The 24,567-nt window shown below is 60.9% G+C and carries 12 protein-coding genes; 10 read left to right on the top strand and 2 right to left on the bottom strand.

Going from position 1 to position 24,567, the window contains the following annotated elements; translation table 11 throughout:
* Positions 1-42: 42 nt before the first annotated feature.
* On the top strand, positions 43-1,203 hold the full coding sequence (locus B2828_RS13505) for a FecR family protein (protein ID WP_479634284.1): 1,161 nt from the start codon (positions 43-45) through the stop codon (positions 1,201-1,203).
* Here B2828_RS13505 and B2828_RS13500 read toward each other — a convergent pair.
* Complete coding sequence (locus tag B2828_RS13500) at positions 1,200-1,784, bottom strand: RNA polymerase sigma factor (RefSeq protein WP_479634283.1); 585 nt, start codon at positions 1,782-1,784, stop codon at positions 1,200-1,202. The two genes, B2828_RS13505 and B2828_RS13500, sit on opposite strands and share 4 nt — an antisense overlap.
* 10 nt (positions 1,785-1,794) lie before the next feature.
* Positions 1,795-2,238: a hypothetical protein gene (locus B2828_RS13495; protein ID WP_479634282.1), complete on the bottom strand. Its 444-nt coding sequence runs from the start codon at positions 2,236-2,238 to the stop codon at positions 1,795-1,797.
* Positions 2,239-2,538: 300 nt separating this feature from the next.
* On the opposite strand from B2828_RS13495, the gene B2828_RS13490 reads away from it, so the two are divergent.
* The 9 genes from B2828_RS13490 (at position 2,539) to B2828_RS13450 (ending at position 24,531) form a co-directional block, all read left to right on the top strand.
* Entirely contained in the window at positions 2,539-3,411 is an 873-nt protein-coding gene (locus tag B2828_RS13490; protein WP_479634281.1) for a PEP-CTERM sorting domain-containing protein, read from the top strand.
* A 122-nt stretch (positions 3,412-3,533) separates the two neighbouring features.
* Complete coding sequence (locus B2828_RS13485) at positions 3,534-5,126, top strand: ShlB/FhaC/HecB family hemolysin secretion/activation protein (RefSeq protein ID WP_479634280.1); 1,593 nt, start codon at positions 3,534-3,536, stop codon at positions 5,124-5,126.
* Between the two features lie 44 nt (positions 5,127-5,170).
* Positions 5,171-7,048: a DUF2341 domain-containing protein gene (locus tag B2828_RS13480; RefSeq protein ID WP_479634279.1), complete on the top strand. Its 1,878-nt coding sequence runs from the start codon at positions 5,171-5,173 to the stop codon at positions 7,046-7,048.
* A 22-nt stretch (positions 7,049-7,070) separates the two neighbouring features.
* Complete coding sequence (locus B2828_RS13475; protein ID WP_479634278.1) at positions 7,071-7,475, top strand: ExbD/TolR family protein; 405 nt, start codon at positions 7,071-7,073, stop codon at positions 7,473-7,475.
* 6 nt (positions 7,476-7,481) lie between these two features.
* Positions 7,482-8,231: a TonB C-terminal domain-containing protein gene (locus B2828_RS13470; protein ID WP_479634277.1), complete on the top strand. Its 750-nt coding sequence runs from the start codon at positions 7,482-7,484 to the stop codon at positions 8,229-8,231.
* A gap of 30 nt (positions 8,232-8,261) precedes the next feature.
* On the top strand, positions 8,262-10,088 hold the full coding sequence (locus B2828_RS13465) for a putative porin (RefSeq protein WP_479634276.1): 1,827 nt from the start codon (positions 8,262-8,264) through the stop codon (positions 10,086-10,088).
* Positions 10,089-10,102: 14 nt separating this feature from the next.
* Positions 10,103-10,828 carry a phage major capsid protein gene (locus tag B2828_RS13460; RefSeq protein WP_479634275.1) on the top strand — a complete coding sequence of 242 codons (726 nt, stop codon included), beginning with the start codon at positions 10,103-10,105 and terminating at the stop codon, positions 10,826-10,828.
* 19 nt (positions 10,829-10,847) lie between these two features.
* Positions 10,848-11,780 carry a peptidylprolyl isomerase gene (locus B2828_RS13455; RefSeq protein ID WP_479634274.1) on the top strand — a complete coding sequence of 311 codons (933 nt, stop codon included), beginning with the start codon at positions 10,848-10,850 and terminating at the stop codon, positions 11,778-11,780.
* A gap of 172 nt (positions 11,781-11,952) precedes the next feature.
* Positions 11,953-24,531, top strand: a complete 12,579-nt coding sequence (locus B2828_RS13450) for a filamentous haemagglutinin family protein (protein WP_479634273.1) — start codon at positions 11,953-11,955, stop codon at positions 24,529-24,531.
* Positions 24,532-24,567: the final 36 nt, after the last annotated feature.

The following is a 24,567-nucleotide window of genomic DNA, read 5'->3' as shown; positions in this document are numbered from 1 at the left end:
GCAACCCTCTATGGTGTCGTTTCGCTCAGATGGCACTTTTTGATGGAAAATTATGAAGATTGTGAACAGATTTTACCCGATTTATGGGTCTTGTATTTGAAAGCCATGCATCCCGACGACAAAATCACTTCTTTCTACCAGCTTGCAACGCGATATCTGATTGGCGAAGCGTCATCCACGGAACGCGAGCAGTTGGTCTTCCGTCTCAGAGACATTGAGTGTCGGGATCTCTTTGCTGAAATGAGCAAAGGGTGGGAAAATGACCCGGAGAATTGCCAGAAGGGGTTTGATATTGACGCCATTTCACACCTTGTTGAAGCGGCGGTTGACTCGGAACGGTCTGCGGGACAAGAGGAACAATCGATGACCTCGATGGAAGCCGGAGAGGGGCGCAGCCGCTGGTTTACGCGTCCGGCAACGGTGGCGGCGCTGGCGGCTTCGCTCGCGCTTATTGCGATTCCGGCAACCCTTTATTTTAAATCCGGGCGTAGCGTCCTTACGTCGGCATCCCAGCCAATACAGTGGATTCAGAGATCGGCCGGCCCCAGTGAGCGGCTGGTTGTGACATTGAATGATGGCACTCAGATCACCCTCAATAGCGGCAGCTCTCTCTCTTATCCGGAAACGTTTGGGCCGCGTGCCCGCTTGGTTCGGTTGATGGGTGAGGCTTTCTTTGACGTAACCCATGATGAGACACACCCTTTCGTAGTCGAAACGCCAACGATCCGTATAAAGGTGCTCGGCACGCAATTCAATGTCCACGCCTTTGCCGACGGATCGGAGGCCAAAGTGTCCCTGATCAAAGGGAGAGTACAGGTTACAGACTTGACCGTGGGGGCGCGGGGATCGGAAAAACCGTTCAGTTTGGCGCCTGGGGAGGAGTTTGGATTTTCTCCGGAATCCCGGGTTTCCAAGATAACGCCCATTTCCGTGCAGGCGGCTACCGGCTGGATGCAGGATGTCTTCGTTTGGAAGAGGGAGCCGATTTTCTCGGCCATGCACCAGTTGGAGCGGCGTTTCGGTATTACCGTTGAGTTTGCCGACCCCGCGTTGGTTAGTGAAAGGGTAAGCGGCAGCTTTGAGAGGGAATCCTTGGAGGAAATCTTTGAAACCTTGCAAATGACGGGCGTTTTCAATTTCCAAATCATCCGGGACCAGGGCAAAATTGCGCGCGTGATCCTTTCGCGTGGCCAGCGGGGTTAGCGCGAAAGCCAGTCCTTGTTAATGAAATCAGACCAATCTGGAAGCGCCGCCGCGATCTTGCGCCGGGCGTGGGTCATGTGTTTTTGGACCACGGACACCGAAATTCCAAGAGCGCAAGCGATGTCTTTGTAGCGAAGATTTTCGAAACAGTTCATTCTGAAAACCTGCTGACATTCCGTCGGCAGGGTCTTCAGCATGGATTCGACGGCGTCGGCGAACTCGCGATATTGTAATTCACTGTCCGCCGCGGTTTTCCGCATGAACTCCCCGGCCGGGACTTCATCAATGGAGATATCGCCCGCGTGAATTTGGCTTCGGTGCAATTTTAACGAATGATGGCATGCGGCGGTGAAAAGGTAGGCCCTCACGTTGGTTTTGATGTGCAAGATTTCGCGGCGTTGCCAAAGCGTGATGAACACGTTTGCCACGGCTTCTTGAGCCAAGTCATGCCGATGCAGAATGGAATCGGCAAATTGGCACAAGTGCGGCGAGTATTTCCGCAAAAGCACTTGTAAGGCCGCCTCATCCCCGAGACCAATACTGGCTATAAGCTGTTTGTCTTCCTGGGCCGCGGCTTTCATGACGCTTGTTTTATGGTTGTATGGCGCCGACTTTTGCCGGAGCGCCCGCGGAGGCCAGGGGTGTGCGAACGATGATTTTCAAACCGTGCCTTTGGAAAATCACGTTGGATAATGAAGAAATGTTGGAAAATAACTGGGCCAGGGATTCGGTCGAGCCAGGTTCGATAACCATTTTCCCGTCGATCGGAATCCGGGTGGAAACATAAACAAAACGGTATTGGGTCTGGCCTTCGACGATGTTGAGAATGGCTTCCATTGAAAGACCCTTGCTGTTGATGGAACTGGTGTTGATCCATGTGTCAACCAGTGTTTTGTCGGCAAAATAATCCACAGGTTCTGCCCCGGCATTTTCGCATGAAGTCAAACAGCCCCATGCGATGGCCAAGCCAATGCCTTGGCGCATAATTCCTTGCAGACGATCAGCAAACCGAGATGGTTGGAACCGTTTGATCATACAAGAATACCGAGCCGAACTATGCATGATCGGCCCATGAAATTTGTCATTTTCGCCGGTTTCATATTGTATGGAAATTTCAGCATCTTCGGCTCATCTCATCCTCATTGTTGGGCCGTTTCTATTTTCTTATGCCGGGGAAGAAACTTCATCAAGGAAATTGGGAGCCGAGGGAGGACGATCTTTCTTGTCATCTGATTGTAACAACAAATCCGGAAGATTCTGCCCGGAAGAGGGGTCTTTAAAGTAGAACCAACTATTTTCATCCATCCAAAACAGGCTCGTAAAAACAACGACAGCATGAACAAACTCATTAAGCGAAATACATTTAAGACTGCGTTCGGTGCCTTAGCCGCCGCATTGCTGTTGGCGGGGGGATCGTTGCAAGCTGGCACGACGACGACAACTATTGCAACGGGAACGACATCCACCACAACCATCGCGAGTGATTTCAACACCTCGTCGGATCAGGACTATTTTAATTACACGTTCTCGGGAGCCTCCGCGACCTACAGTTCCAGCGCGGGAGTAAACAGCACCGGGGGATTCAGTGTCCCCTACAGTGTTGGCAGTCACTCGCTTTGGACCTCCAAGACAGCATTGAACAATGCGCAGGGGAACGCCTTGACGATCAGCGGCGCCTTTTATAACACTAATTCAAACTATGAGGTCCCCGAAGGCTATGGTTTGATCGGTTTTTCCTCGTTAAGCTCGAATGCGTTGAGCCCCGACTATCCAGCGGCGATTTCCTCCGGCATTGAATTCGCATTTTATGATGAAGGTGGCTATTTCATTAAAAACGGATCCATCGTGGGGTACTATAATTGGAACACGGCTAACGGAGAGCATGTCCTCGCAGTAAACACGTGGTTCAATGTAAGTCTTTCGCTTACCCTGGATGCCAGCAGCGACTATACCTTTCTCTTGACGATCTCCAAGTTGTCAGGGGATGTTATTTACAGCACATCCTATACATTTGATGACGCCGCCTTGGCCGCCGCCGCCTCAATCTACGGATTCGCGGGAACATCGAATGCAAGAATTACAGCGCTCGACAACGTTTCTGTTGCTGAAACCGTGCCAGAGCCTTCCACGTATGCATCCCTTATGGCGGGCGGCGTCGCGTTACTTGGACTAATGCGTCGTGGACGGGGGGAAAAACGGAATCAATGAAATGAGGAATGGAAGGGGGACGATCTTCGTAATCTGATTGTAACATTAAATCCGGAAGATTCTGCCCGGAAGAGGGGTCTTAATAACAGAACTACGTATCGTCAGCCATTCAAAACAGCCCTGTGAAATCAGTACACATCTTTAGTTTAGCTTTCTTGTTATTAGCCGTTTGCGCCGTCACGCTGGGCGCGGCGGAGCCCGCCGCGACCCAACCGCAGGCTGCGGCGCCTTCGCGGATCGACATATTTGAATATAAGGTATTGGGAGTGACTAAGTTAACGGCGGAGGAGGTGGAGGCGACGGTGTATCCGTTGCTTGGGGAGGCGCGGACGCCGGAGGATGTGGAGGGGGCGCGGGTGGCGCTGGAGAAGCTTTATCAGAAGCGGGGTTACCAAACGGTGTCGGTGGTGGTGCCGCAACAGCGGGTGGCGGATGCGACGGTGGTGATTCAGGTGGTGGAGGGGAAGGTGGGGCGGTTGCGGATTCACGGGTCGCGCTATTTTGATCATAATACGATTAAGGAAAAGGTGCCGTCGGTGGCGGAGGGTGAGGTGCCGGATTTCAATGCGTTTACGCGGGAGATGGTGGGGCTAAACCAGTCGGCGGATTGCAGGGTGACGCCTTCTTTAAGAGCCGGGGTGGTGCCGGGGACGGTGGATGTGGATTTGAATGTGGAGGATCATTCGCCACTGCACGGGAGTTTAGAGTTGAATAACCGGTATAGTGCAAACACGACTCAAACGCGCCTCAATGGTGCATTGAGCTACTCGAATTTGTGGCAGTTGGGGCACACCATTGGGGGGAGTTTTCAGGTGGCGCCGGAGAACCCGGATGATGCGAAGGTGTATTCGGGCTATTACATGATGCCCATCCCGGATACGCCGGTGAAGATGCTGCTCCAAGGGACGAAGCAGGATAGCGATGTCTCGACGCTGGGCGCGTTTGACGTGGCGGGGCGGGGCGAAACGGTAGGGTTGCAAGCGATCGTGGCGCTGCCGAGCACGGAAACGTATGTGCACAGTTTTACGGTGGGCATGGACTATAAGCACTATGAGGAGCTGCTGTCTTTGACGGGGACTTCTGCGACGACCCAGACGCCGATCACCTATTTCCCGATAGCCCTTGGCTATTCGGGATCGCTGATCGAGAAGCGAGTGATGACGCAGGTCAATGGGAGTGTGAATTTTAGCGCGCGGGGGATGGGGAGTTCGACGGAGGAGTTTGATAACAAGCGGTTCAATTCCACTGGTAGCTATATTTATTTCCGCGGTGATCTCTCGCAGACGCGGGACGTGATTGATGACGTGCAGCTTTTTGGGAAGGTGCAGGGGCAAGTATCGAGCGGACCGCTGATTTCTTCGGAGGAGTTTGGGGCGGGGGGCTTGAGCACGGTGCGCGGGTATTTGGAAAGTGCGGCGATGGGAGACAACGCGGTGGTCGGGACGTTCGAAGTGCGCACGCCTCCCTTTACGCTTGCCGGATATGTGGATGAATGGCGGGCGTATGTGTTCACTGATTGGGCGTATTTGACGGTGATGGATACGCTTGCGGAACAAACCTCCAGCTATTGCCTTGGGAGCGTGGGCGTGGGCTCGCTCTTGAAGTTTCACAAGCATTTCAACGGAACAATCGACCTGGGTTTCCCGCTGCAAAGCGAGGGGGACACCGAGCAGTATCACCCGCGGCTGACCTTCCGAGTATGGGCCGAATTTTAACCTTTGATCGTAGCAAATTACCCTTCAACCAAAAACCGTCTCCTATGATACGAACGACTCGAAACTGGCTAAAGAACGCGCTGCTGGCCATGTTGGCCTGCCTATGTGTGCCGAACGCAGCCCACGCCGCCTGGTGGAAAAGCGACTGGGCGCTACGCAAGAAAATCACGGTGGACACCACCAGTAACGGAGCCGGTGTTACGGAATCCGTTGGCGGCGTGCCGGTGCTGGTGCGGCTGCACGTTGGGAATTTCCAATTTGACCTGGCCAAGCAGGACGGATCGGATATCCGTTTCGTCAACGCGGATGATAAGACGGTGCTCCCGCATCATATTGCATCGTATGACGCGATGCTCGGAGAAGCCTTTGTGTGGGTGCGGGTGCCGGAGGTGAAGGGGGCGGCGCAAACGATCTTCTGGCTTTATTATGGCAACCAGGCGGCGCCTTCGGCCGAGAACTCGAAGGGGACCTACGACGCGGGGACTGAACTGGTGTGGCACTTTGGCGAACGCGGTCAGCCCGCGCGGGATTTTTCGGGCAACGAAAACAACGCGGCCAATGCGGGGATTCCCGCGGAGGGAACGCTCATTGGAACGGGCCTGCACTTTGACGGGAAATCACTAGTGAGCGTCCCGGCCTCTCCATCGCTGGCGTGGAGCGCCAATGGACCCATGACATGGTCGGTGTGGGTTAAGCCTGCGGACGCCCGGGGGCATTTGATTTTGTTCAGCCGCCGTGAGGGTCAGAACGCCTTTTCGATCGTGACCGAAGCGGGAGTGCCGTTTGTGGAAGTGACGAGCGGCGGGACGGTTTCCCGCACACCCGGAGCGGCCCCGCTGGTGGCTAATGCGTGGCATCACGTGGCGGCGGTTGCGGATGGAGGAACCGTGACGCTTTGGATTGATGGGCAGGTTTATGGCAAAATGGAGGCGGGCCTTCCCGCGCTCAACAGCCCGGCAACGCTGGGCGGCGAAAGAGCAGCCGACGGAACGGTTGCCTCGGGTTTCAATGGGGACGTGGTCGAGATGGAACTTGCCGGGGCAGTCCGTTCCGCGGGTTATCTTAAATTTGAGGCCATGACGCAGGGGGGCGAATCGGGGCCGAAGTCGGTGGTGTTTGGCGAGGAAGAAGGCGGCAAACGCAGCGGTGGGGGCTCGGGCTATATCGGCGTTATCGTTCGCAGCCTTACCGCGGACGGCTGGGTGGTCATTTGCCTGCTCGCCGTGATGAGCGTTTTAAGTATTACCGTGATGGTGCTGAAGAACCGCTACATCGCCGGCGCTCTCAAAGGCAACGAGTGCTTCCTGCGGCTTTTCGAGGAACGCGTTGGCGACGACCTGACCGTCCTTGAAAGCGCTGCAACCCAGCATTTTTCCTCCTCCGTCGGTGGCGAGTTGAGCAAGGAGGACGGCAACGCAGTGTCTCTCTCGCCCCTTTACCGGCTCTACCACATCGGCGCTCGCGAAATCCGCAAGCGCATCGCCGAAGAACACGACGTGCACAGCAAGAAGCCGCTCTCTGGCGCGGCGATCCGGGCAATCAACGTTAGCATGGATGCGGGCCGTGCCCGTGAGTTGCAACGGCTCCAGAAGTGGATGGTGCTGCTCACGATCGCCATTTCCGGCGGACCCTTCCTGGGGCTGCTCGGAACGGTGGTTGGCGTCATGATCACCTTTGCCGCCGTGGCCCAGGCGGGCGACGTCAATGTCAACGCCATCGCCCCCGGCATCGCCGCCGCGCTGCTGGCAACCGTGGCCGGTCTGGCCGTCGCGATTCCCGCGCTCTTTGGCTATAACTACCTGCTCTCGCGGCTTAAGGAAGTGACCGTCGATATGCAGGTATTCGTCGACGAATTCGTCGCAAAGGTCACCGAGTTTTATTCCAAGCGCCGCGAAAAATCGGCGGTATCCGTCGAGGTCTGATTCCTTTTTCATCTCAAGCGCCATGAATGTTCAAGACGAAGACAAGCCCTACGACGATATCAACATCACGCCGATGCTGGACCTGGCGTACGTGCTGCTCGTCATCTTTATTCTCATGTGCACGGCGTCGGTGGCCGGGACGAAAGTGAACCTGCCGAAATCGAGCAACACCCCGGCGAGCCTGGCCAAACCAAAGACCAAGGCCATCACAGTCAACAACGAAGGGCACATCTTCCTGGACACCGTGCCGGTCTCGCTCTCCGAGTTGGAGCAGCGGCTCAATTCGCAGAAGTCGGCCACACCGGAGTTTCCGGTGGTGGTGCGGGGCGATAGCCTCACGCACTACCAGGGCGTGATGGATGTCTTGGACGTGCTTGGACGGGTTGGAATTTCACAGGTCGGTCTCGCGACCAAATCGGGAAAATAACTAGTCATGGCACCAGAAATTCATACAGCGCCATCCCGCCCGAAACAACAACAGGCCAACCAGCGCAATGCCATGGCGTTTTTGCGCAGGAACGGCGTGGTTATCGCCGTTGCCGTAGTAGGCATCGCCGCGCTGGTCTGGGTTGTTCGCACGGTGGCGGGTTCCAAAACAGTCGCCAACAAACCGCAGGAGTTTTCCATGGTGCGGATCGCGCTGCCGCCGCCGCCCACGCCGCTTCCCCAAATTCAAAAGAAAGAGGAGCCGCCGAAGGTCTATGACAAACAGCAAATGATCGAGCAGGAGCCGGTGGCCAATAATGAGCAAAAGCCCGCCGAACAACCCAAGCCCGAGGAAGAAGCCGCGCCGATGGGGACGAACATCCAGGGCAATGGGCCTGACGCCTTCGGCCTCGTGGGGCGCGGCAACGGCGGGATCATCGGGGGCCGCGGAACCGGCAACGGCTCCGGCGGTGGAGGCGGGCGCTGGGGATGGTATGCCGGGCAAGTCCAGTCCGCCATCCAGTCCGCGCTGAGCCGCAATAGCAAGACGCGCACGGCAACCCTCGATATCTCGGTTCGCATCTGGCCGGACTCCACCGGGCGGGTAGAGCGCGCTCAGCTCATCACATCCACGGGCGACCGCGAGATCGACGACGCCCTCCAGAACGAAGTCCTCAAGGGCCTGACCCTGCGCGAGCCGCCTCCCGCGGATATGCCCAGCCCTATCGTCCTGCGGCTCACCGGCCGCCGTCCCTAATTTCAACACCTCTCCATCCTACCAACAACCATGACAACTTCGCTGCCACGCACCCGCCGCCACGGGCCCCGGCTTCCCCGAATCCTATCCACCGCCTGCCTTTCCGCGCTGATCGTTGCGGCCCAGGCCGCCGACCCCAAGGCGCCCGCTGTCGCGCCCGCATCCGATGAGGCGCCCTCGCTGATGCCCGTCGCCGCATCCACCAACGCGATGGTGAACCTAGTCAACTTGCTCGTCCAGCAGGGCGTGGTGAAAAAAGAACAAGGCGACGCGCTCATCGCCCAGGCCGAAACCGAGGCCGCCACCGCGAGAGCCGCCCAGGAACGAGCGGCCTCCGTGGCCGGTCCCGTCAGCAGTTATCCCCCGGTCGACGCCGTGCCCTATTCCACCCGAGGCGGCGACGGCGCAATCCGCGTCACGTACGTGCCCGAGTCGGTGCGGCGACAACTGCGCGAAGACATCAAGCAGGACGTCATGAAAGAGCAACTGGCGGAAGGCTGGGCGCTGCCCGAGCAGGTCGCCCCGTGGACCAAGGCAATTCGCATCAGCGGCGACGTGCGCGCCCGCTATGAGGGGGACTTTTTCCCGTCCGGTAACGACGCACTGGGCTACCCGAACTTCAACGCCATCAACAACGGCTCGCCCTACAACGCATCCCAAAGTAACACCAAGTATCCACCGATCTACAACGTTGACCAGGACCGCGAGCGGATGCGCATACGGGCCCGCTTGGCGCTCGATGCCAACCTGGGCGAAGGTTTCTCCGCCGGCATCCGGTTGGCTACCGGCAACGACAACTCGCCCATCTCCACCAACCAGACGCTCGGTTCCAACGGCCTCGGCGCAAAGTACGCCGCATGGGTGGACCGTGCGTTCATCCGCTACGATTTGCAGGGCTTCGAAGACACCAAGGCGAGCTTTGTGGTGGGCCGCTTTGACAACCCGTTCTTTTCAACCGACCTCATTTGGGACGACGACCTCGGTTTCGACGGCGTGGTCGCGCACGTGAGCCAGCGCCTGGGCCGCTTTACCCCGTGGCTGACCTTGGGATCGTTCCCGGTTTACAACACCGACTTCAACTTCTCCACCAACGAGGCGGCGAAGGTCGAGAGCAAGGACAAGTGGCTCATTGGCGCGCAAATCGGTACCGACATCACCATCACCAAAGACCTCACCACGAGGGCTGGCGTGGCCTTTTACGACTTCCTCGACATCCAAGGCGAGCTTTCCGACCCGATCTATTTCACGGACGAGGATGGCAACACCGACATCACCCGGCCGTCGTTCGCGCAAAAAGGCAACACCTACATGGAGCTGCGCAATAACGCCTACTATACCGATTCGTCCTCGAGTTATTACGGAAAATATGACTATCAGTATTACGGACTAGCCACGCCGTTCCGTGAATTGGCCTACACGCAGAAGATCGACTTCTCCCGGTTCGATCCCTTCCACATGTCGCTCGAAGGCGAGTTCGTTAAAAACGTAGCCTACGACGCAAACCGCATCAACTATTACGGCGCGCAGAATAACCTTGGCGACCACTCCACCAAGGTGGACGGCGGCGACACCGGCTGGCTTCTCAAGTTCACCGTCGGCATGCCAGTCATCGAGCAGCGCTGGGATTGGCAAACCTTCGTCGGCTACCGCTACCTCGAAACCGATGCCGTGGTGGACGCATTCGCCGATTCCGATTTCGGCTTGGGCGGCACCAATTTGAAAGGCTTCTTCGTCGGCGGCAAACTCGGTCTTTCCAAAAACGTTTGGGCCGGGCTGCGCTGGATGAGCGCCAACAACGTCTCTAGCTCGCCCTTTTCCGCCGACGTCATCCAAGTCGATCTCTCCGCCAAATTCTAGCACCTATTCCCGTCATGAAATCCCTACGATCCCTCGGCACCCTTCTCTTACTGGTGACGCTACCGCTCGGCGCCTTTGCCCAGCAAACGCAGGACAACAACGAAGCGAAGCTGCGTGACGCGCTGCGCAACTCCACCCTCCAACTGCGCAAAGCCCAGAGCGACACCGCCGCCCTTCAAGTTACCCAGGCCGAGGCGGAGAGCGAGCGCGACACGCTCAAAAAACAGCTCGATGACCTCACCAAGCGAAGCGAAAAAGATCGCGCGAAAGCCGAAAAGGAAATCGCCGATCTTACCACAAAGTCTACGACCCTGGAGGCTAACAACGCCAAGCTCCTCACCGAACTCAACAAGACCCGGGAAGCTTTCCAGCAAGCCGCGGACCTAGCCAAAACCAAGGAACTCGCCCGGTCGAACCTGGAAATCCGCATTGCCGAACTTGAACGGACCGTGGCCGACCGAGAAAGCAAGAACGTCGCGCTCGTCAAAGTTGGCCAGGAAATATTGAACCGCCTGGAGCGCTTCGGGCTGGGCGACGCCATCAAAGCCAAGGAGCCATTCATCGGAGCCAAGCGCGTGCAAATCCAGGCGCTCGTGCAGGATTACAACGACAAAATCCTCGACCAGAAATACCAGCCCGGAACCCCTGCTACCGCTCCTGCTCCATCGGCAACGCCAAAGCCCGAACCCAAGGCGCAAACGGCCAAGGCACAGCCCTCGCCGACCCCATCGACTCACTAGCTTAAAACCGACCCAAACCATGACTACACTTTACTCCACCAAATTTACCGCCGCCATGTACCGCAACGCGATCACCCTGGCAGTCGCCGTGAGCCTCATTTCCAACGCGTTCGCGGCCGACAGCATCCTGGCCCGCGTCAACGGCACCGACGTCAAAGCCGACGAAATCCGCCCGCTGCTGGAGAGCCTCAACCCGCAGGCCCAGGCCGAACTGGCCGCCAAACCGGCCGAGTTGAACCAAGCCATCCGCATGCTCTTAATCCGCCGCGTCGTTCTCGCCGAAGCCCAGGCACAAAAGTGGGACCAGAACCCGGCTTTCACGAGTCAACTGGACAAACTGCGTGAAACCGCGCTGGTCGAAAGCTACCTCCAATCCCAAACCGAGCCGCTCGCCGATTACCCCGCCGAGGCTGATCTGAAGGCCGCCTACGAAGCCAACAAAACCGCGCTCATGGCCCCGCGTCAATATCACCTGGCGCAGATTTTCGTTGCCGCTCCGAAAGGTGCCGACACCGACGTGCTCAAAAAAGCACAGGCCAAGCTCGACGGGATCAGCAAACAACTCGCCAAGTCCGGCACGGATTTCGCCGCCATCGCTCAAAAAGAAAGCGACGAGAAGGAATCCGCGACCAAGGGCGGCGAACTCGGCTGGCTCGCCGAGACGCAAATCCGGCCCGAGATCCGCGACAGTGTTACGGCTCTTTCCAAAGGAGCCGTCAGCAAACCGATCCAGCTCGCCGACGGCTGGCACATCCTTAAATTGCTCGAAGTCCGTGAAAGCCGCCAGCTCACCTTTGACGAAGTCAAAAGCGAACTCGGCAAACGGCTGCGCACCAAGCAAGCCCAGGTCAACCGCCAGGCCTACCTCGGCAAGCTGCTCGAAAAAAATCCCATCACGGTCAACGAACTCGCCGTGGCTCAGATGCTCACCCCATCCACTCCAAGCAAGTAATATTCGGAGCGTTCATGGCGGATTCCCCCGCCATGAACGGTATCGATTTTTTGGGTCGCCGGATTTGGGTGCGCTCGGGTGAGCACACCTGAGTCCGGTCACTTCCCACACTTTTTGCAGGTCTTTTCCCAGTCTCTCCTCAACACTGTTTTTCCCGATCCCATCTTTTCCTATGAACCGCCTTGTCCGCTTTAAGAGGTACTCGCTCACAGTCCTTGCCGCCCTTCCCGCCGCAATGCTTTGGACCGCCGACTTTATCGCGTGCTCGATCAAGGCGGCCTTCTGCATCCTGCTCGTCCTCCTGGTCCCCGCGCCGATGAGTATGGCCAGCCTGGTGGGCAACATGCGCGTCAAGTCCCCCGCCTCCAGCACCACCGGCAACAATTCATCTTCCTCCAGCGTCTCAGGCGGCAGCAGTACCGATAGCACCGCCTCCGCGCTCGCCGAACGTCAGTCGCTCGTGCGGACGACGCAGACCATCGCCGCCGTCCGGGCCGCCCAGGCTGCGGCGCGCGCTGCAGCCAAGTCTAGCGCCAGCAGCGTTCCCAACGGTCTGACTTCCGGCGGCCTTGTCGTTGCCTCCGGCGCTACGCCCGGCACCGATCTCTGGCAGGGAGCCGCCGCTCCGACGCAGTCTGTACAGAACGGCCGGACCGTGGTGGACATCCAACAGCAGACTGCAAAAGCCATCCTCACTTGGGAGACATTCAACGTCGGTCGCGAAACCACCGTCAATTTCGACCAGGGAGGCCGCGACTGGGTTGCCCTCAATCGCGTCACTGATCCCAGCGCCTCCCCCTCGCAAATACTCGGCCAGATCAACGCCCCTGGTTCCGTCTACATCATCAACCGCAACGGCATCATCTTCGGCGGTGCATCCCAGGTGAATGTCCACAACCTCGTTGCTGCCGCCGCGAATATTTCCAATAGCCAGTTCCTCAATAGCGGCATCTATTCCACTCAAGTGGGCTCCACCTACGCGCCCGCCTTTACCGACGCTTTTGGCAATGTCATTGTCGAGGCTGGGGCTGAAATCACCACCGCCGTCCCATCCAGTGTGACCAGCGGCGGCGGTTTCGTTCTGTTGCTTGGTAGCGAAGTTGACAACCACGGCATGATCACGACTCCGAAGGGACAGACGGAACTCGCCGCTGGCGACGACTTCATTCTGCGGCCCGGCTATAGCACAACCAGCAATTCGTATTCGACCACGCGTGGTAACGAAATTGCGCCGATCTTCGACGTCAACTCCTCGGCAGGAAGTGTGACCAACACAGGCTTTATCACCGCCGCGCAAGGCGACATCACGCTTGCCGGACGCACTGTCACCCAAGACGGCGTCCTCATTGCCAGCACGTCGGTCAACCAGCGTGGCACCATTCACCTGCTCAATTCTGCCACAAACGCAGACGGTTCTATTACGCTTACCGGCAACAGCCTTACCGCCATCCTGCCTGAACTCGACAGTGATACCACCGCGCTCGACAGCCAGCGCGATGCACTGATCGCCGATTCCGCCACGCAGAATACCGCTCGGGCCAATGCCGCATTCGGCCAGTTCGACAACCTTTCCAAGCTCGACGACCGCGAGGACCAGTCCCGCGTCGAGATCGCGACCGGCGGCAGCGTCGTCTTCAAAGGCGGCTCGGAAACCCAGGCCCAGGGCGGCCAGATCGCGGTTTCCGCCGCGGGCCGCATTATTACCGAAAGCGGAGCCGACCTCGATGTTTCCGGCGTTAGCGGTGTGTCACTGGCCATGTCGATCAACAACATCATGGTCAATATCCAGGGCAACGAATTGCGCGATTCGCCGCTCAATCGGGACTCGAAGGCTCTGAAAAGCAACAACGTCTGGATCAACATTAGCGACTTGGTCTACGTCCCCGCCGGAACCGGCGGCTACACCTCCGACCGCTATTATACATCGGGAGGGCTTCTTGAAGTCGGCGGCTACCTCTCCAACCTCGGCCATACCATTGGCGAGTGGACGGCTGTTGGTGGCAATATCATGCTTTCCGCCAACGAGGTCGTTGCGCAAGCCGGCTCTTCCTTTAACATCTCCGGCGGCTCTGTCGATTATGCCTCCGGCGTTATCAAATCCACCCGCCTCCTGGGCAGCGACGGAAGATATTACTCCATTGAGGACGCGCCGTCGTACCTTACTTATATCATTGCCAATAACGTCTTCAACGTCGATCACGCAAAGTGGAATGTTACCGAAAGTTATTACAGCCCGCTTACCGACAGAAGCACCATTTATACATCGGTGGACGGCTACACCGTAGGGCGCGACGCGGGCAGACTTATTCTCAATACGTCCAAAGGAAATTTTTACGGTTCGATTACCGCTGGCGTTGTCAACGGTTCCAGCCAAACCGGAGCGCGCTCCTCTGGCGTGACGGATGGCTACAAGCTGCCGGGCGGCACCGTGGCTCTTCCCGGCTCGCTTACGGTGCACAATAACGACTATTCGGCAGGAACAAAGCACCCGGTCACAGGCGATGTGACGATCTCGCCGGTCAAACCCGCCGATACCGCCGAGATATGGCTTGACGAAACGGCGCTCAACAGTGCCGGTTTGGGTGGCTTGCAGGTTGCGGCTACGGGCGCGGTAACCGTTGCCGGAGACCTTGCGCTGGCTCCGGGCGGAAGCCTCAGTCTTTACGGAGGCACCGTCACCGTGAACGGCGATATCACGGCTCGCGGCGGCTCGGTCGCACTTGGCCAGAATACGGACGGTTTTGTAACGAACATCGCTGTCACCGTCGCAGAGAATGTCACCATCGACACTCGGGGGCTCTGGAGCAATGCGCTAACCGATCCCGCGACCGAGTGGATGCAGGCTTTCGCTGACGGCGGCGACGTAACCATCCGCTCCACCGGCGATGTCACCCTTGGCTCAGGCTCTCTCATCAACGCCTCCGCGGGCGGTTTCGTTTCCGAGAAAGGCGCGACTATCGGCGGCGCCGGTGGCGACATCACGCTCATCGCCAGCTACACGATGAACTCGAAGGCGCCGGGCAACCACGGCGACCTGACGCTGGGCGGCACCCTCCTCTCCTACGGCTTTACCAAGGGGGGCAAACTGACACTGGAAACCGGCGGTGTTTTGTCGGTTGGCGAGGACGTTGCCAGCATTGGCGACACGCTCACAGCCGGCACGGCCGCACCCTATGCTCTGACCCTGAGCGAGGACACGGTCATTCCCGAGGGGACGGTCCTTCCCATTGCCGCGACGCTCAAGCTCGATACGCTTCCCGCCGGCGGCACCCTGCCGGTTGGCTACTGGTCGTTTGTCCTCTATGGTGTCCGGGATTATAAGGATTTCGACGGCGACAGGAATACGAGCGAATATCTTGTGACCCACGCGGCTTGGACCAACATCCCGGTCCAAACAAGCATTATCACGAGCGCCGGCAATTCGGTGACCATTGGCAAGGGTGGAACGATCCCCGCCGGGTCGCAGATCACCGGATTCGACAGCAGTTTCACCAACACTGCGGTCACATTTCCCGCGAACGTGTTCCCTCAAGGCGTGCCGATCATGCACGGAGGTGGATTCGCGGAGACGTATTGGACCGTCCCGGTATCTCTGGCGGCGGGGTCCATCGCAACCGCTGACGTCACGCTTGCCGCCGGCACCGTGCTGGCCAAGGGCACGGTGGTGGCGCGGGATGTGGCGGTCATACCGATCCAGTCCACCACCTTGCCAACCTCCCTGTTCCAGTCGGGGTTTTCGTCCTATTCGGTCAACGGCCAAAGCGGCCTGATTGTCCCGGACGGGGTTGCTATCAACGGGGTGATGCCGGCCTATTGCTTCACCGACGCGGCCTATGGGGCCTCCACCGGCAGCGATATCGCCGACGTTGCGAAGCTCTGGACGCCAACGCTCTATCAGGAGAACGCAAAAACGGCCACGCTGACCCGGCGCGCCGGAGCAAGCATCGCCCTGCTTTCGGGCATCGGCGCCGACGGTACCGACTACGGTTGCACGCAGGGCTTTCTGACCATCGGCAAGGGGGCGTCGATCACAGTCGATGACGGTCAGAGCGTGCGGATTGCCTCCAGCGGCCAGGTGACGGTAAACGGGGCCATCACCGCGCGGGGCGGGACCATCGATATTGTCAACACCTACACCCAGGAACACTACGTCGATCCCGGTGCACTCTCGGTGTGGATCGGCGGCGACGCGGTGCTGGACGCGTCGGCCAGGGCCTATATCGCCACCGATAGCCTGGGCCGCCTCTACGGTGTGGTTCCCGACGGCGGCACAATCAATATTGGCAGCACCGGCGGCAGCTTCACGGCGATTGGCGACGGCGGTCCCTATAAGCCGGGCATCGAGGCGTCAACCCATGCCTATGTAATCATCCGCCCCGGCGCAGTGCTCGACGCCTCGGGTGCCAGCGGCGAACTCGACGTTGTCGGCGCCGGGCTCTCCTCCCGGCGGGTAACGGTCGCAAGCGACGGCGGCACCATCGCGCTGCGGAGCTGGTCCGGCATCCGGGCCGAGGGCACGCTGCGAGCCTTGGCGGGCGGAGCGGGAGCCTCGGGCGGCACGCTCATCGTCAACCTCGAATCGCCCCTCCAGGCGAACTACGACTACTTTACCATTCCGACGGCGCTGGGGGTGGGCCGGGTGCTGACGGTTTCGCAGGAGGTGACGGACGCGCTCTCGGCGGACGTGGAGCCGGGCGAAAGCGACGCCAACCTCATCCTCGGGCAGGGCGGCATCGCCGTCTCGCAGATCAAGTCCGGCGGTTTTGACTCGGTGTCGCTGCTGGGCCGCACGGCGCTGCTGTTCGACGGCGACGTATCCTTAGGTGTCGCCCGCAGCCTGTCGCTGAAGGCGGGCACCTATGCCAGCGTGTCAGGCGGCAGCGTGCTGCTGTCCGCCGCCTACATGCTGCTGGCGGGGCAGGACAAGCTCAACTTCAACTACGCCAAGGTGCCGGAGACGCTCTCAACCACCTACACGGCGGACGGCACCCTGTCGGTGAGCGCCAATCTCATCGATGTGTCCGGCACCATCATCGCCCCATTCGCCGACATCGGCCTGGCCAGCAGCGGCGATCTGCGCTTCATCGCCAGCGACACCGTTTCTTCCCCCATCTTTTATGCCGCCCACGATCTCACCCTCTCGGCGGCGCGCATCTACCCGGCCAGCGGAGTGACCGCCACCGTGGAGGCCGGCTACACGCAGGGTTTCTACAGCAGCGGCAACGGCGGCAATGCCGCGCCATCCCCCAGCCTCACCGACATTGCGGCGGTGCTATCTATTACCCGGCCCAATCCCTCCGCGTCAGTTGAAACGCCCTATTCGGCCTTCGGCAGCCTGACCCTGGCGGCCTCCAGCATCCTTCAAGGCGGCGCTCTGTTTGCCCCCTTCGGCACCCTCAATTTATCCGCTCTCACCACCGACTTCGGCTATGGGACCAGCAGCACCGACGCCTTGGTGAAGCTTCTCGCCGGCAGCATCACCTCGGTGAGCGGAAAAGGGCTGGTGATGCCTTATGGCGGCACCACGGACGACGAAACCTGGACCGTAAACGGCGCCAGCGCCGGCACCATCAACCTGGTGTCGGCCCAATACAACACCAGCAACGGCACGACGGGCTCCCCCACAGGCATCAACCTTCAGGGCACCGGCATCATTGCCGAAGCGGGGGCCACCGTCGATCTGTCGGGCGGCGGCACGCTGACCGGTGCCGCCTTCGTCTCCGGGCGCGGCGGCTCGGTGGACACGTTGCTCTACCCGCTCCATTCCGGCGGTGCCGTCTACGCACTGGTGCCGGGGGTGGTGACGGCACCGGCGGCGGGCGGTTACTACACGGCATGGACTGGCGCCACGCCGGGCATCGGCCAGACCATCACCATCCCGGCGGGGGTGCCAGGCCTGCCTGCCGGCACCTATACCCTGATGCCCGCCAATTATGCGCTGCTGCCCGGAGCCTACCGGGTGGAACTGGGAGCCACCAGCACCACGGCGGTTCGTGGCGTGGCGACGCTCAGCAACGGCTCCTACCTATTGTCGGGCTACCAGGGGGTGGCCAACACCTCCATTCACGACGCTCTGCCGACTTCCATAACGATCACCCCGGCCGCCACGGTTCGGACCTATTCCCATTACAACGAAACCGGCTACGCCAGCTTCCTCGTTGCCCAGGCGGCCACCGTCGGCGCGCTGCGGCCGATGATCGAGGCAGACGCCAAGCATCTTTCCCTGATATTTGGCAGCACCAGCACCGGCCATGCGGCGTTCTCCTGGGATGCCATGACAGAAATGAATGGAAACGGGAACAGCGCCTATGACGGCGTTCTCTCCATCACCACAGCCTATATCGGTTCCAATGCCTACCAGAGTATTGCCATCGTCGCCGACGACGATAATACCACCCGCTCATCCGCGCGGGTGGTGCTTCGGGCCTCGGATATCGACGCCTTCGGAGCCGCCAGCCTATTTATCGGCGGCAGGCCCATGACCGACACCACCAACCCCAGCGACACGTCCTACATCGTCCTTGGCGATCCGGCCTCGCGCGCCAGCGTGGCTCAATCGGTGACGCTGGGCAGCGGCGCCGTGCTCACCGCCGGGCAGGTGGTGTTGAGCGTCATTCAAGGGGGGGCCATCCGCCTCGATCCGGGTTCCCTGATCGATACCCGCGCCTACGACAGCGCCGCCCGGCTGCTGGATGCCTCGACCGGCACCTATCTGGGCGGCGGCACCCCGCTCTTGGTCGTCTCCAACGGGAACGTCACGCTCAATACCACCATAGCCCAAAACGCCACCGGTGCCATCAGCATCGGCGATGGCGCGGCCCTCTACGCCGACGGCACCATCGGCTTCCTTTCCAAGACCGGCGCGACCTTTGACGGCACGCCGCTCCTGGGCGCGAAAACCCTCGACCTCACGGTGGACTCCATCAACATCGGCACCGCAGACGCCCTCGCGGCGGCCGAGGCTGCCGGTACCCTGGCGGTCGGCCTCAACCTGACACAGGATCTGTTCGCATCGCTGGTAGCCGGCGACGTGGCCCGGGATATCCCCGGGGTAAGCTCCCTGCATCTGGGGGCCGGCAACTCGGTCAACCTCTACGGTTCGGCGAACCTCGATCTGACAGCGCTCGGCTCCCTGGTGCTGACCACCCCGGCTATCTACGGCGCCGGGGCCGCCGGTGATGCCATCCGCATTGAAGTGGGCGACTTCACCTGGAACGTCGCGCGGCGGCTTGACTCCACCAGTGGCTACGCCAGCGCCCTGCCCGGCGCCATCACCACCGGCGGGGCGGGGACCGGCCTGGGCAGCCTGACCATCGCGGCCGACACCATCACCCTGGGCCACCCGGCCAGGCTCACCGGCGGCTCGACGGTGACCTTCAACCACCTGCTGCTGGGCTTCTCCGGCGTGACGCTCTCGGCCTCGGAGCGCATCACCAGCGTGGGCAATGTCTCGCTCTCGGCCTGGCAGCGCGGCCCCGATCCCTCCGCCAGCTTCGATCCCGCGACCTATGCGGGCATCGGCGGCTCCCTCACCTTGCTGACCCCGCTGTTGACGGCCAATGCTGGCAGCGTCGCCAGCTACCACGCGGGCGGCTCCCTCACCGTGGCGCTGCCCGCCGGGGCCACCGCCGCCGACACCGGGGCGGAAACGGCGCTGGGCGGCCGCATCAACTTGGTTTCCTCGGGCGGAGCCATCACCCTCGATACCGCCGTCGCCCTGCCCAGCGGCACGCTGACGGCGACGGCGGCGGGCGACATCGTGCTCGGCGTAAACAGTCGGCTCGACCTTTCCGCGCGCACCGTCCTCATGGAGGACAAGACCGAATACTCCTGGGGCGGCGCTGTGGCGCTGGAATCTACTTATGGCGACATTACCCAGCAGCAGGGCTCGGTCATCGACGTCTCGGCCTCCAACAACGACGCGGGCAGCATCACCCTGACCTCCACCGGCGACGCCCACGGCCACGTCATCCTTGGCGGCATCCTGAAAGGCGCAGGCGGCAGCGGCAGCAAGGGCGGCTCGATCGACCTCCGCGCCCAAGTGCTGGGCCGTGATCCGGCCAGCCTCAGCGCCAATTTTGCCGCCCTCAACGCGGCGCTGACTACCGGTGGCTTCACTGAAAGCCGCGGCTTCGACATCAAGCAGGGCGATCTGGTCATCGGCGACGGGCTCAAGGCGCACAGCGTTTCAGTCTCTATCGACGGCGGCTCCCTCACCGTCAATGGCACGATCGACGCCAGCGGGAAGGCCCCCGGCAGCATCAGCCTCGCCGCGCACAACAATTTGACAATCGCCTCAAGCGCCGTGCTTGATGTCCACGGCACGGTGTTGCAGGTGGACAGCTACGGAGCCGCAGTGGAGGCCAAGAACCGTGGCACCATCGATCTCTCCACATCCCAGCCCGGCTGGCTCATCCTTGAGGGTGGCGCCAAGCTGGACCTTGGCTCGCCCGACGGTGTGGCGCGCGGCGAGGTGGACCTCAACGCCTGGCGTGTCAGCGAAACCGGCGGTGACGTGAAGATCAGCGCGCCCGACCCCGTTACGATCCTGGGCGCAAAGAGCGTCTCGGTCCACGGCTTCTGGAGTTACAGCCCGACCGATGCCGATGGCACGGTGGTGCAGAACAATGGCGGCTCCGCACCCGTGGCGCTCGACGGCTCGGTGGGGCTCAACCAAATCGACACGCGCAGCCAGTTGTTCATCAAAAACGCCCTGGCCAACCCCAGTCTGCAAGCGCGACTGAAGGGTTTGACGGGCGCGGAGTTGCTGCCTGGAGTCGATATCGTCGCGCAAGTCGTGAAACAGGACGCATCGCGCTTGATCTCGGCCAACACGACGACCCTGCCGGATTGGCTGAACGCGAGTTATATCGGCAAGACGGTCAAGTTCACCGCGACGGGCTCCATGCCGTGGTATTGGGAGATTTACGGCGGCGACGGCACCTATCCGCTGTTTACCGTGTATGACAGGGATGGCAACCTAGTGTCCAATACGATAGTGGATGTCGGGTATCAACTCCCCGGCTCGGTCAGCGATCTTATCGTAGGTCAGCAATACACACTCGTCGTCACCAAAGAGATGGTCTCCGACGTGCGCGTGCTGAAGCGGGCCCTGAAAGAGTTTTTCCCGGACGGGCTGTATTTGGGCACGCCGGTTACCAGCGGCAATCTCACGGTGAAAGGCGATATCGACCTTTCCGGCTACCGCTACGGGCCGGACGCCGACCGCAACACCTCCTCCGCCACCTATGGCGCGGGCGGGGCGATGAAACTCGTGATGCGCGCCGCGGGCGACTTGACCATCGGCGGCAGTATCTCCGACGGGTTCAAGGGCAGGCCGGGGGTGCCAGGAACGCCAAATACCTATGACGGCATTACGACGGCCTCGGATTCTTCTACTGGCTACTATCTGAATGATTTCGGATACGCAAACCAAACATATGCCAGCGACGGAGGTGCATATTATTACTTTGCTCAGGACTGGGTTATTCCAAATACTGCTTTTTATCGGGATAACGGCGCCCAGACGAGCAGAAGATTCTATTCGGTGGGCCAGACGATCCCAGCCGGTACCAAATTCTCAACGTATGACATGTACTTTGACAGTGGTGCGCCGCTCCCGGCCTTTGCGACAACGGTCACCCTAGGCACCCCGGCCATTCCGGCGATATCCGGCGTATCGGCCGCTGCGGCCATGCAGGCACCGGGTACGCAGTCGGCGTCGATCCGCCTGGTGGCGGGGGCCGACGTCGCCGCCGCCTCGTCGCGCATCTTGCTGGCGGCCAGCACGCTCGGCGACTCCGGCAATCTGGTGCTCAATAACACCCAGTCCGGCGCCACTGACAGCAACGGCATCCCCGTTCCCAGCGTTCTGCGCACCGGCGTTGGCGCTCTTGACCTGGCGGCTGGTGGCGATTTTATCGAGAAAACCCTGTACGGCGTCTATACCGCCGGCACCGACACCGACGCCAGAGGCATCGCCTCGGGCACCTACATGCCGGACCACGGCGGCGACCTAACGCTCATCGCCCAAGGCGACGTCACCGGCTACACGTACACCGATACCGATGACGGCGTCCGTTTCTACTCCCCCGACAACTGGCTGCTGCGCAGCGTCGATGCCGACGGGCTCGCCTCGTGGTCGATCCGCTTTGGCGCCAGCGTCACCAGCAAAGGAATCTCCTACCTCACCGGCTTCACCGGCATCGGCACCCTGGGCGGCGGCAACGTCACCGTGAGCGCCGGCGGCAACGCTGGGGCCATGACCAGCACCTTTAGTGGTAATGGCTCGTCCCAGACCTACGGCTCCTTGCAGGTGACGGTGGCCTCCAGCGGCAAGGTGACCTCGGTCACCACCGACGGCGACAACGTTACCGGCGGCACCCTGGTACAGACCGGCGGTGGCGATCTGACGGTCACGGTGCGCGGCACCCTCAATTCCGGCGACAACTCCACGCCTCAAAACGCCCAAGCGGCGGAAGGCTCGCCCAGTATTTTCACCGACCTGCGCGGCAACATTGAGATCACCGCCGGGGCCATCGGCGCGGTCTCCTACGTCTACGGCCTCAAGGAAACCAACGACCCGCGCGCGCTCGACGCCGCAACCGCCACCGTCGCCATGGCCGCAGGCGGCATCGCCCTGGTGCCCGGTGACGGCAGCGTGACCGTACGCACCGCCGGAGACTTGGTGGTCAGCGCCTATGCCGACGCCGGGCAGATCGGCACCACCACCTCCTCCACCGCCTACTTCTCGCTGTGGCGGCCGGAGGCCACCTCGGTCAGCCTGTTCTCCGCCGGCGGCAACCTCGTACCGGTGACCGACAGCGGCCTCGGCAATGCCATTTGGAAGCGCTCGGGCTTTTCTGGCACCCTAATCGTCGTGCCGGGGCTGTTTAGCGCCGTGGCGGCGGAAGGCAGCATCTACCTGGGCGGCCCTTTTGCCCACACCCTGGAACTGGCCCCATCGGCAAACGGATCGCTGGAGCTTCTGGCAGGGCAGTCCATCTACGGCGCGGGTCTGATAGCGGGGTCCGCCACCAACACCGCCTCGCTGCGTATCGACGTCTCCGGCGCCGGAACCGGGGTCAACGACATTCCCAACCCCTTCAAGCCGGTCACTGTCGCCAGCAACTCTAGTTACTACAACTTCGCCTCGTTCCAGAATGACACCGTCAGCGACAACCTGCACGAAGGCGACACCGACCCGATCCGCATCTATGCGGTGAACGGCGACATCGTCAACGTCGCCTTGGGCGAGATCGCCGGCGTCTATACCGACTCCCTGAGCACGACGCTCTACATCGCCTCCGAAGCGGCCAGGGTGATCGCGGGCGGCGACATCGTCAATTTCGGTGCAGGCAGCGCGGGCACCACAGCCGGCCTGATCCTGAACGCCAACGCCAACGACGTCTCGCTGATCCAGGCCGGGGGCGACATCTGGTATCTCAACCTCAACATCGCCGGACCCGGCACGCTGGATGTGACGGCGGGCAGCACCATCTACCAGGGCAGCAAGGGCTCCATCACCTCCATCGGCGCGCTGGCCACCGGCGACACCCGCTCCGGCGCTTCCATCTCCGTGACAGCGGGCGCGGGCTCCGCGGGCCTCGCCTACACCGACTTCGCCGCGCGCTACCTCGATCCGGACAACCTGGCTGTCAGCGGCACACCGCTCGCCGACCAACCCGGCAAAGTGGCCCACACCTACGAGGAAGAATTAATCGAGTGGCTCAAAGAACACTACGGCCACGCCGCCACCGACGCCGCCGAGGCCCTGGCCTACTTCGACGCGCTCCCCCTCGCGCAGCGGGCCGTCTTCCTGCGGGAAATCTACTACGCCGAACTCAAGGCCGCGGGCCGCGAATACAACGACGCATCGAGCACCCGCTACGGCTCCTACCTGCGCGGACGCAAGGCCATCGCCGCGCTCTTCCCCGAGGGCCACGCCTACAGCGGCGACCTGGTCATGTTCGGCGGCTCCGGCATCCGCACCCTCTTTGGCGGCGACATCTCGGTGCTGACCCCCGGCGGCAAGACCATCGTGGGCGTAGAGGGAATGGTGCCCGCCTCGACCGCGGGCCTCGTAACCCAAGGCACGGGCGACATCGGCATCTACAGCAAGGGGAGCATCCTGCTGGGCCTCTCGCGCATCATGACCACCTACGGCGGCAACATCCTGGCATGGTCGGCGGAGGGCGACATCAACGCCGGGCGAGGCGCCAAAACCACCGTGGTCTACACTCCGCCCAAGCGCGTCTACGACGCCTATGGCAACGTTACGCTCTCGCCCGTAGTGCCCTCCAATGGCGCGGGCATCGCCACGCTGAACCCGATTCCTGAGATTCCGCCGGGCGACATCGACCTCATCGCGCCGCTGGGTACGGTGGACGCGGGCGAGGCGGGCATCCGGGTATCGGGTAATATCAACATCGCCGCGCTGCAAGTGCTTAACGCAGCCAACATTCAGGTGCAGGGCAACAGCACGGGCGTCTCCATCGCCCCGGTCGCGCCGAACATCGCCGCGCTGACCGCCGCATCGACGGCTGCCGGCGCGGCCACCAACGCCATGAACAGCGTGGATACCAACCGCGCGTCGGCCACCCAAGAAGCCGCTCCTTCGGTCTTCCAAGTGCAGGTGATCGGCTACGGAATGTATGACGACAGCACCACGGATGCAAAAAAACAGTTGAACAACATAATCGGGCCGGCGACGGCTACCGCCGAGGTCATCTTTGCCAAGCAAAATCCGTAGCGATCAGGAATAGCATGAGGAGTGGAAGATACAGCA

The sequence above is a fragment of the Spartobacteria bacterium UBA695 genome (assembly GCA_002298145.1).
Classification (GTDB): domain Bacteria; phylum Verrucomicrobiota; class Verrucomicrobiia; order Chthoniobacterales; family Chthoniobacteraceae; genus UBA695.
This window is presented reverse-complemented; position numbering and strand designations above follow the sequence as displayed.

What these genes read in the sequence shown, in the direction of transcription:
- B2828_RS13480 (WP_479634279.1), top strand. Translation starts at nt 5,171, where the DNA reads ATGATACGAACGACTCGAAACTGGCTAAAGAACGCGCTGCTGGCCATG.
- B2828_RS13470 (WP_479634277.1), top strand. Translation starts at nt 7,482, where the DNA reads ATGGCACCAGAAATTCATACAGCGCCATCCCGCCCGAAACAACAACAG.
- B2828_RS13465 (WP_479634276.1), top strand. Translation starts at nt 8,262, where the DNA reads ATGACAACTTCGCTGCCACGCACCCGCCGCCACGGGCCCCGGCTTCCC.
- B2828_RS13455 (WP_479634274.1), top strand. Translation starts at nt 10,848, where the DNA reads ATGACTACACTTTACTCCACCAAATTTACCGCCGCCATGTACCGCAAC.
- B2828_RS13450 (WP_479634273.1), top strand. Translation starts at nt 11,953, where the DNA reads ATGAACCGCCTTGTCCGCTTTAAGAGGTACTCGCTCACAGTCCTTGCC.
- B2828_RS13460 (WP_479634275.1), top strand. Translation starts at nt 10,103, where the DNA reads ATGAAATCCCTACGATCCCTCGGCACCCTTCTCTTACTGGTGACGCTA.
- B2828_RS13490 (WP_479634281.1), top strand. Translation starts at nt 2,539, where the DNA reads ATGAACAAACTCATTAAGCGAAATACATTTAAGACTGCGTTCGGTGCC.
- B2828_RS13475 (WP_479634278.1), top strand. Translation starts at nt 7,071, where the DNA reads ATGAATGTTCAAGACGAAGACAAGCCCTACGACGATATCAACATCACG.
- B2828_RS13505 (WP_479634284.1), top strand. Translation starts at nt 43, where the DNA reads ATGGAAAATTATGAAGATTGTGAACAGATTTTACCCGATTTATGGGTC.
- B2828_RS13495 (WP_479634282.1), bottom strand. Translation starts at nt 2,238, where the DNA reads ATGATCAAACGGTTCCAACCATCTCGGTTTGCTGATCGTCTGCAAGGA.
- B2828_RS13500 (WP_479634283.1), bottom strand. Translation starts at nt 1,784, where the DNA reads ATGAAAGCCGCGGCCCAGGAAGACAAACAGCTTATAGCCAGTATTGGT.